The organism is Deinococcus pimensis DSM 21231, from assembly GCF_000519345.1.
GTDB classification, from domain to species: domain Bacteria; phylum Deinococcota; class Deinococci; order Deinococcales; family Deinococcaceae; genus Deinococcus_A; species Deinococcus_A pimensis.
On record NZ_KI912633.1, the window covers coordinates 414,531 to 423,183 of the forward strand.

General features: G+C 70.4%; 8 protein-coding genes. 2 read left to right on the top strand and 6 right to left on the bottom strand.

From position 1 onward, the window contains the following. Together DEIPI_RS0106910 and DEIPI_RS0106915 are read right to left on the bottom strand one after the other, a co-directional pair. The coding region (locus DEIPI_RS0106910) for a peptidoglycan recognition protein family protein (protein ID WP_027481294.1) at window positions 1-896 on the bottom strand (896 nt) is incomplete at its 3' end. 1 nt (window position 897) lies between these two features. After that, window positions 898-1,902 carry a peptidoglycan-binding domain-containing protein gene (locus DEIPI_RS0106915; RefSeq protein ID WP_027481295.1) on the bottom strand — a complete coding sequence of 335 codons (1,005 nt, stop codon included), beginning with the start codon at window positions 1,900-1,902 and terminating at the stop codon, window positions 898-900. 266 nt (window positions 1,903-2,168) lie between these two features. Here DEIPI_RS0106915 and DEIPI_RS0106920 point away from each other — a divergent pair, with 266 nt between their 5' ends. Together DEIPI_RS0106920 and DEIPI_RS35415 are read left to right on the top strand one after the other, a co-directional pair. Further along, complete coding sequence (locus DEIPI_RS0106920) at window positions 2,169-3,800, top strand: alpha-amylase family glycosyl hydrolase (RefSeq protein ID WP_045233750.1); 1,632 nt, start codon at window positions 2,169-2,171, stop codon at window positions 3,798-3,800. Between the two features lie 59 nt (window positions 3,801-3,859). Continuing rightward, the gene (locus DEIPI_RS35415) at window positions 3,860-5,419 is read left to right on the top strand and encodes an NPCBM/NEW2 domain-containing protein (protein ID WP_052351645.1); all 1,560 of its coding nucleotides are present in this window, start codon (window positions 3,860-3,862) and stop codon (window positions 5,417-5,419) included. Window position 5,420: 1 nt separating this feature from the next. On the opposite strand, the gene DEIPI_RS0106930 is transcribed toward DEIPI_RS35415, so the two are convergent. The 4 genes from DEIPI_RS0106930 to DEIPI_RS0106945 all read right to left on the bottom strand — a co-directional run bounded on the left by DEIPI_RS0106930 (window position 5,421) and on the right by DEIPI_RS0106945 (window position 8,525). Continuing rightward, the gene (locus DEIPI_RS0106930) at window positions 5,421-6,110 is read right to left on the bottom strand and encodes a DUF6766 family protein (RefSeq protein ID WP_245588523.1); all 690 of its coding nucleotides are present in this window, start codon (window positions 6,108-6,110) and stop codon (window positions 5,421-5,423) included. 126 nt (window positions 6,111-6,236) lie between these two features. Then, complete coding sequence (locus tag DEIPI_RS0106935; protein WP_027481298.1) at window positions 6,237-7,007, bottom strand: MetQ/NlpA family ABC transporter substrate-binding protein; 771 nt, start codon at window positions 7,005-7,007, stop codon at window positions 6,237-6,239. Between the two features lie 22 nt (window positions 7,008-7,029). Next, on the bottom strand, window positions 7,030-7,809 hold the full coding sequence (locus DEIPI_RS0106940) for a MetQ/NlpA family ABC transporter substrate-binding protein (protein WP_027481299.1): 780 nt from the start codon (window positions 7,807-7,809) through the stop codon (window positions 7,030-7,032). A 62-nt stretch (window positions 7,810-7,871) separates the two neighbouring features. Then, the gene (locus DEIPI_RS0106945) at window positions 7,872-8,525 is read right to left on the bottom strand and encodes a methionine ABC transporter permease (protein WP_027481300.1); all 654 of its coding nucleotides are present in this window, start codon (window positions 8,523-8,525) and stop codon (window positions 7,872-7,874) included. Window positions 8,526-8,653 lie beyond the last annotated feature (128 nt).

The following is an 8,653-nucleotide window of genomic DNA, read 5'->3' on the forward strand; positions in this document are numbered from 1 at the left end:
ACCGTCACGACGAGCCGCTCCCACGTCGCGGAGCCCACCAGGCCGTCCGCGGTGAGACCCACGCCCGACTGGAAGGCCTTCACGGCGTTCTGCGTGCCCGTCCCGTACGAGCCGTCCACCGTCACGCTCTGCCCGCGCGCCCCGAGGAGGTGCTGCACCGTCCGCACCCGCTCGCCCGTCATGGGACCGCGGACGGTCGGCCACACCCGCACGCTCAGGCCGCGCCGGGCCGCCACGTCCCGCCGCAACTGCGGCAGCATCCCGTACAGCACGTCGCCGGGACACTCCGTGGAGTAGAAGTCGCGGTGCCCGTACAGCTCCGTCGGGGAGATGCCGTACTGCTGCGTCAGCCACGCGCACAGCTCCACCAGACGGTCGTAGAGCGCGGCGGGCGGCGTGACGGACGAGTACAGCCCCTCGTTCTCGATGCCCACCGCGACCTCGTTCTGCCCGGGGCAGTGCGCGCCCACGACGTGCCGCGCGCCGCCCTGCGCCGCCGAGAGGCTCCCGTGCCGCCCCTCCGTCACCCAGCCGCCCCGGCTGATCGTGAAGTGCTGCCCGGAATCGATCCAGCCGTTGTCGAAGTGGCTCTGCTGGATGGAGCGCGCGAGGTCGTACGCGTGCGCCTGGCTGAGGTCCGTGCTGTTCGGCGTGGCGGTGTGGTGCACCAGCACCCGCGTCGGGCGCGTGGCGAGGACCGTCACCGCGTCCCGCGCGGGCTGCGCCTTCCACGCGTCGCAAGAGGCGACGGGCGGCACGGTCACGGCGAGCGCGCCGACGTCGTTCGCGGGCGCGTCCGGCGGCCCGACCTTCACGCCGCACGCCGCGAGCAGGGCCAGCCCGCCCAGCGCCATGCCCGCGCGCAGGACGTCACGTCTGGAGGTGATGTGATTCATGTCAGTTCCACGCACAGTGCACGTGGTTGCTGTGCCCGCCGGGCGGGTCGTAGTACGCGTTGAAGGTCTGCGAGGGGTCGGAGCCCGCCGCGAGGCAGGCGTTGCGCGCGGCGGTGTGGGCGCTGTTGGGCGAGGAGAGGCTCACGCCGTTCCAGATGCCGATGTCGAACGCGAGGCCCGCGTAGTGGTCGGAGTACTGCGAGTGCACGCCGCCCGCGATGGAGGTCACGTAGAAGCTGTTGCTGCTCCCGGCCACCCTGAGCATCCCGTCGAGCATGCTGCGCTTGAGGTACACGGTGAGGCCGCAGTTCGCGTCGGAGTTGCAGCCGCGCACGGCGGCCCGCCCGGCGGCGGTGTCGAGCATGTTCTGGCGCGGGTTGCCGCTGACGGTGCTGCTGCTCGTCCCGAGCGTGATGCGCGAGGTGTTCAGGATCTGCTGCGCGAGGCCCGAGGTGGTGGTGCTGCCGGTCGCGCTGCTGCCCGTCACGAGCGATTGCCAGGTGTTGAGTCCGACGACGCCGTCGGCGCTGAGGCCGCGCTTGCTCTGGAAGTCGCGCACGGCGGCGTCCGTGGCGGACCCGAAGGCGCCGTCCACCGTCACGGAGGTGTAGCCGTAGCCGCTCCTCAGCTGGTCCTGCACGGCGCGCACCGCGTTGTTGTTGTCGCCCTGCCGCACCGTCACGATCAGCTTCTCCCAGGTGTTCCCGCCGACGATGCCGTCCACCGTGAGCCCGCGCGACGACTGGAAGGAACGCACCGCCGAGTCCGTCCCGGCGCCGAAGGCGCCGTCCACGCTGAGGGTGTACCCGGCGTGCCGCAGCAGGTACTGCGCGGTGACGACGTCGCGGCCGCTGTCGCCCTGCCGCAGGGCTTGCCAGGTCAGGACGGACAGGGCGCTCACGCCCGGCGCTGCGGGTGCGGGCCGCGTGGCCTGCTCGGTGGAGGGAGAGATGCCGCACGCGGCGAGAACGAGGGCCGTGCTCGTGAGGAGCGCGATTCTACGCATGAATCTCCTGTCCGCCCGGGGGCGGGGAAGTGAATTGACCGGAGTCGTGGACACCGTACCCGTCACCTGTCTGGACAGCGCACGGAATTTTTCACGCGCTCGTGCTCATGAAGTTTCGCTTTCGTCCCTCCTCACGAAGTTGCCCCGCTAAGAAACGATCAAGGCGAGCCCGCGAACTTCTTCACGTTCCTCGCGGACGGCCCTCGCCTAGGATGACGCGGTCTTCAACTTCAACCCGGCCGCTCAGCGCGGCCTCAGGAGCTCACGTGAACGTACGCCGCGCCGTCCGTCCCTCCCTCACGCTGTCCCTCGTCACGCTCCCCCTGCTCCTCGGCGCGTGTGGAAGCACTCCCGACCGCTCGCCCTCCGCGAGCGCGCCCGTCACCGCGCAGGCCGTGAGCGGCACCAACGTCGACACGTGGCGCCGTCAGGTCATCTACCTCGCGCTGCCCGACCGCTTCGCCAACGGCAACACCGCCAACGACAACCTCGGACAGGCGAACTGCTACGATCCCGCGAGCGGCACGAAATTCCACGGAGGCGACCTCGCGGGGCTGCGCCAGAAGCTCCCCTACATCAAGGGGCTCGGTGCCGGGACGCTGTGGACCACGCCCGTCTACGCGCAGGTCGGCCTCGTGAACGGCAACTCCTGCGGCTACCACGGCTACTGGCCCAACTTCAGGAACCCCGCCGACACCGCCGTCGAACCCAAGCTCGGGACGTCCGCCGATCTGTCGGGCCTCATCACGGACCTCCACAATGGCGGCATGAAGTACATGATGGACATGGTGGCCAACCACGCCGGGTACGGCGCGAGCGTCGTGTCCAGCAACCCCTCGTGGTTCCACGCGGACTGCACCGGCGACGACGTGAACTGCCCCCTCGCGGGCCTCCCCGACTTCCGGCAGGAGGACGCCACCGTCGCGTCCTACCTCACGAACCTCAGCCGCTCGTGGACGAGCGCGTACGGCATCGACGCGATCCGCATGGACACCGCCAAGCACGTCCCGCTGAGCTACTGGCAGAACTCCTGGGTGCCGGGCGTGCTCGGCGCCCGCCCCAACACCTTCCTGCTCGCCGAGGCCTTCCTCACGGGCGGCGCGTCCCAGCTGAGGCCCTTCCTCGACGCGGGCTTCGACAGCACCTTCAACTTCCCCCTCCGCAACGCCCTCGTGAGCACCTTCGGCAAGGGCGGCAGCGCCGACGCGCTCGCCGGAAGCGTGCAGGACTACGTCGGCACCCTCGGCCTCGACCGCTCGCTGCTCACCGTGAACCTCCTCGACAACCACGACGTGCCCCGCTTCGTCAACGAGCCCGGCTACGGCGTCGCCGAGGACGAGATCCGCCGCCGCCTGCACCTCGGCCTCGGCGCGATCTTCACGCTGCCCGGCATCCCGCAGGTCTACTCCGGCGACGAGATCGGCATGTACGGCGGGGGCGACCCCGATAACCGCAGGGACATGCCCTCGTGGGCGTGGACGAGCGCGGGCCGCGCGGGCACCTACTCGGGCTTCCTCCCGAACCCCGGCCTCACCTACGACCTCGTCACGCGCCTCGCGAGCGTCCGCACGAACAACGCCGCGCTCTGGAAGGGCTCCTACGCCGAGATGTGGCGACCCAACGGCGGCACGAACGTCTTCGCGTTCTACCGCGGCTACACCGACTCGACCACCGCGAGCCGCGTCGTGGTGGTGTTCAACAACAACCCCGGCTCGGCGAGCGTGACGCTCGACATCGGCGCGAACACGGGCATCTCCAGCGCGGACCGCTCCTACCTCGCGAGCCGCACCTTCGACGATCAGGCCGCGCAGGGCGCGCCCGCCACCGTCACCTCCTCCGGCGGGCGCCTCACCGTGAACCTGCCCGGCAAGACCTTCGCGATCTACCGCGCCCGCTGACCGCCTGAAGCTGGCCTCATGAGCCCGTGTTCACGATGGGGAGTGGACACGGGAGGCCTATGAGCGACAACACGGCAGCGAACCGTCCGCCCGACCTTCGCCCCTGGAGCGCGGCGCTTCTCCTCGCCCTCGCGGCGGGCTGCGCGCAGTCCCCGCAACGCGCGGCGGCGCAGCCCGCCGCGGGCGCGGTGGGGGCGCTCTCCATCGACGCGGGCGACAACTCGCTCTCCTACGAGGGGTTCGTGAGCGTCACGAACGGCTGGGGACCACTGGAACGCGACCGCAGCAACGGCGAGCAGGCCGACGGGGACGGCCGCCCCCTCACCCTGGGCGGCGTGACCTTCGCGCGCGGTTTCGGCGTGCACGCGGGCAGCAGCGTCACCCTCGACGTGGGCGGACGCTGCGACCGCTTCACCGCCACCGTCGGCGTGGACGACGAGGTGGGCGACCGGGGCAGCGTCGTCTTCCAGGTGTACGGGGACGGCCAGAAGCTCTACGAGAGCCCCGTCCTGCGGGGCCCGGACGCCGGACGCCCCGTGGACGTGCCCATCGCCGGGAAGCGCCAGCTGCGGCTCGTCGTGACGGACGCCGGGGACGGGATCGCCTACGACCACGCGGACTGGGCCGACCCCATGGCGCGCGCCTGCGCGGCCTCCACCTCGTCCGCGCCACCGCCGCCCTCATCCCCGCCGTCCGCGCCGTCCGTGCTGTCCTGGTCGAACGCTCCGTCCGCGCCGATCAATCGGTTCGAGGCGCAGGGCGCCGCCGTGAACGGCCGCCTGTACGTCCTCGGCGGCTTCGACCGCATGCCCTCCACCGACTACATCCCGCGCGTCACCGCCCGCTCCGACGCCCTCGACCCCGCCACGGGCACATGGGAGCGGCTCGCGGACATGCCCGAGGCCGTCACGCACGCGGGCACCGCCGTGGACGGCGGCGTCGTCTGGCTCGCGGGCGGGTTCGTCGGCGACCACCCCGGTCCGCAGACGAACCACGTCTGGAAGTACGACACCGTCCGGAACACCTGGAGCCGCGGCCCGGACCTGCCCGCCGCGCGCGGCGGCGGCGCGCTCGCCCGCGTGGGGCGGCAGCTGCACTTCTTCGGCGGGACGGTCCGCAGCGGCTTCTCGTACCTGTACGACTCCGGCGACCACTGGGTCCTCGACCTCGACGGGGGCACGTCGTGGCGCGCCGCCGCTTCCCTCCCGAATCCCCGCAACCACCTCGCGGCCGTCACCGTGGGCGGCCTGATCTACGCCGTCGGCGGGCAGCACCTTGGCGACGAGCACGGCGGCAACCTCGCCGACGTCCACGCGTACGATCCCACCACGAACACATGGACCCCGCGCGCCGCGCTGCCCCTGCCGCTGGGCCACACGTCCACCTCGACGCTCGTGCAGGACGGCCGCATCCTCGTGATCGGCGGCGTCACGACCGGACAGAAGAAGACGAGCACGGTGCTGCGGTACGATCCCGCCTCGAACGCCTGGACGTCCCTCACGGCCCTCCCGGCGGCGCGGCAGTCGCCCATCGCGGACCTCGTGAACGGACGGCTCGTCGTGACGAGCGGCTCGAACGACGCGGGTCCCACGAACACCACCTGGATCGGAAGCTGGTAAGTCAGCTCTCCCCGGTCGCCGCGTGCGGCGCGGCGACCGGCTTGGATTCCGGCGAGCCCTTCTGCCGCAGCCAGATGGACAGCACCACGATGCTCACCACCGCGAGGAACTCGCTCTGCCAGTTCTGCAGCGACTGGAACCAGAAGGTGGAGGACGTCAGGAATCCCCCGAAGGTCACGGCCTGCCCGCCGTGCGCGAGCGTCTCCTGGTTGAACTCCTCCATGCCGCTCCACGCGTGCAGCACAAAAGACGCCGCGAACATCGTGAAGAACGCGAGGCACAGCGAGTTCTGGTAGACGGTGAGCGCGAGCCCGCCACGCTTCACGGGGCCCGGCGCGTCCGGACGGTCCCGGTACGCGCGGGGGTCCTCGTCGACGGGTTCCTCCTCGTCGACCTTCTTCGATTCCGCCGAGCCCTTCTGCTTGAGCCACACGGTGAGCAGGATGTACGAGCCCATCTGCAGGAACTCGCTCTCCCAGTTCTCCGTGGTGGCCTCCCAGAAGTGCGCGGTCGTGAGGTAGCGCCCGTACGTCACGGGCGGCCCGCCGTGGTCGTGGCGGTCGTCGTTGAGCACGAAGAAGCCCACGAGCGACTGCCCGACCCACAGCAGCAGGAAGATGGCGCCCACGACGATGCTCAGGCTGTTGTCACGCCAGAAGCGTTTCACGTTCACCTCCGATACATCAAGCATGGAGGACTGTGGCGGGGCACGCCATCAGGTGAGCTTGAGGGAGTCCCGGAGGGAACGTCCATGCAGTTCTCGGAAAACCTACAGGAAGGGCCGTCCCCTCGGGAGACGGCCCCTCTGCTCACCCGTTCAGAACGCCGGGACGACGGCCCCCCTGTACTTCTTCAGGATGAACGCCTTCACCTCGGGACTGTTCAGCACCTTCTGGAGCTTCACGTAGTCGGGGTTTTTCAGCGTGGCGGGCTTCACCGCGAGGACGTTCGCGTAGGGGCTGCGCCCGTCCTCCAGCGCGAGGCTGCCCTTCAGCGGGTCGAGCTTCGCCTCCAGCGCGTAGTTCGTGTTGATGACGGCGGCGTCCACGTCGGCGAGGGCGCGCGGAAGCTGCGCCGCCTCGAGCTCGCGGAACTTCAGGCGCCTGGGGTTGGAGGTGACGTCGAGCGCCGTCGCGTTGATGCCGGCCTTCGGGTCGAGCTTGATGAGCCCGGCGGCCTCGAGCAGCTTCAGGGCGCGGCCCGAGTTGCTGGGGTCGTTCGGCAGGGCGATCGTGGCGCCCGAGGGCAGCGCGGAGAGCTTTTTCGCCCTCCGGCTGTACAGGCCCATGGGCTCCACGTGTACCTTCGTGGACGCGACGATGCCGAGCGGCCGGTTCTTCTGGAACTCGTTCAGGTACGGCACGTGCTGGAAGAAGTTCACGTCGATGCTGCCGTCGGCGAGCGCGAGGTTCGGCTGCACGTAATCGGTGAACTCGCGCACGACGAGCCTCACGCCCTGCTTCTTCAGGATGGGCGTCACGAAGTTCAGGATCTCGGCGTGCGGGACGGGGCTCGCGCCGACACGCAGCGTCCCGGCGGACGCGGAGGAGGTGAGGACGAGGGCGGTCAGGAGGATTGCTTTGCGCATGCGGGACTCCAGAGGGTGGGGATCAGAACGTGGGGATGATGCTGCCGCCGTACTTCTTCTGGATGAACGCCTTCACCTCGGGGCTCGTGAGGACCGCCTCCAGCTTCCTGAGGTCGGCGTTTCCGAGCTTGTCCTTGGTGGTCGCGAGGACGTTCGCGTAGACGCTGTAGCGGCTCTCCAGGAAGATGCTGTCCTTCGTGGGGTCGAGGCCCACGGCGAGCGCGTAGTTCGTGTTGACGACGGCGGCGTCCACGTCGGGCAGCGCGCGGGGAAGCTGCGCGGCCTCCAGCTCGCGGATGCGGATGCTCTTGACGTTGCTGACGATGTCGAGCGGCGTGGCGCGCACGCCCGCGCCCTCGCGCAGCCGGATCAGCCCGGCGCGCTCCAGCAGCCTGAGGGCGCGCGCGGCGTTGCTGGGGTCGTTCGGGATGGCGACGGTGGCGCCCTTCCTGAGGCCCGACACCTCGGTCACCTTGCGGCTGTAGAGCCCGAGCGGCGGCACGTAGATCTTGCGGACGGGCACGATGTTCAGGGGGCGGGTGCGCTGGAACTCGTCGAGGTACGGCACGTGCTGGAAGAGGTTCGCGTCGAGGCTGCCCTCGCCGAGCGCGACGTTGGGCTGCACGTAGTCGTTGAACTCCACCACCACGAGGTCCACGCCCTGCTTCTTCAGGATGGGCTTGACGAACTCCAGGATCTCCCCGGCGGGTACGGGCGTCGCGCCCACCTTGAGGGTGCCCGCGAGGGCGGTCGGGATCAGGGCGGAGGACAGCAGCGCGGCGGACAGGACGAGCTTGTTCATGACGGGTTCTCCCCGGCGCCCACGTCCGGGGCGCCTGTACGTATGAGCTTCGAATGGTGGGTTCAGCGGTGGTCGACGCGGCGCGCGATCCGGTCCCCGAGGAACTGCACGAGCTGCACGAGCGCCACGAGGATCACGACGGTCGCGATCATCACGGTCGTCTCGAAGCGCTGGTAGCCGTAGCGGATGGCGATGTCGCCGAGGCCGCCGCCGCCGATGGCGCCCGCCATGGCGCTGTAGCCGACGAGGCTGATCGTCATGACGGTGAAGCCGAGGATCAGCGCGGGCCGCGCCTCGGGCAGCAGGACCTTGACGACGATCTGCCACGTGCGGGCGCCCATGACGCGCACGGCCTCCACGACGCCCGTGGGCACGTCGAGCAGGGCGCTCTCCACGAGCCGCGCGGTGAACGGGATCGCGGCGACGGTGAGCGGCACGATCGCGGCGGTCGAGCCGATGGACGTGCCGGTGATCAGGCGCGTGAAGGGAATCAGCAGGACGAGCAGGATGATGAACGGCAGGGAGCGGCCCACGTTCACGATCACGCCGAGCGCCCGGTTGAGCGCGGCGCTCGGCTTGAGGTGGCCGGGCCGCGTGATCACGAGGACCACGCCGAGGAGCGTGCCGAGCAGCTGCGCCACGAGGGCGCTCGGCACCACCATCAGCAGCGTCTCCAGCGTGCCCTGCGTGAGGAGGTCGCGGATGACGCCCGTCACGCGGACGCTCCCTTCGGCGCGACGGGAAGACCGGGCACGAGGGTGAGGGCCGTCTCGTCCGCGCTGCCCGGCAGGGCGAGCCACGCCTCGGTGGCGTCCCCGGCCGCGCGGACCTCCACGACGCGCGC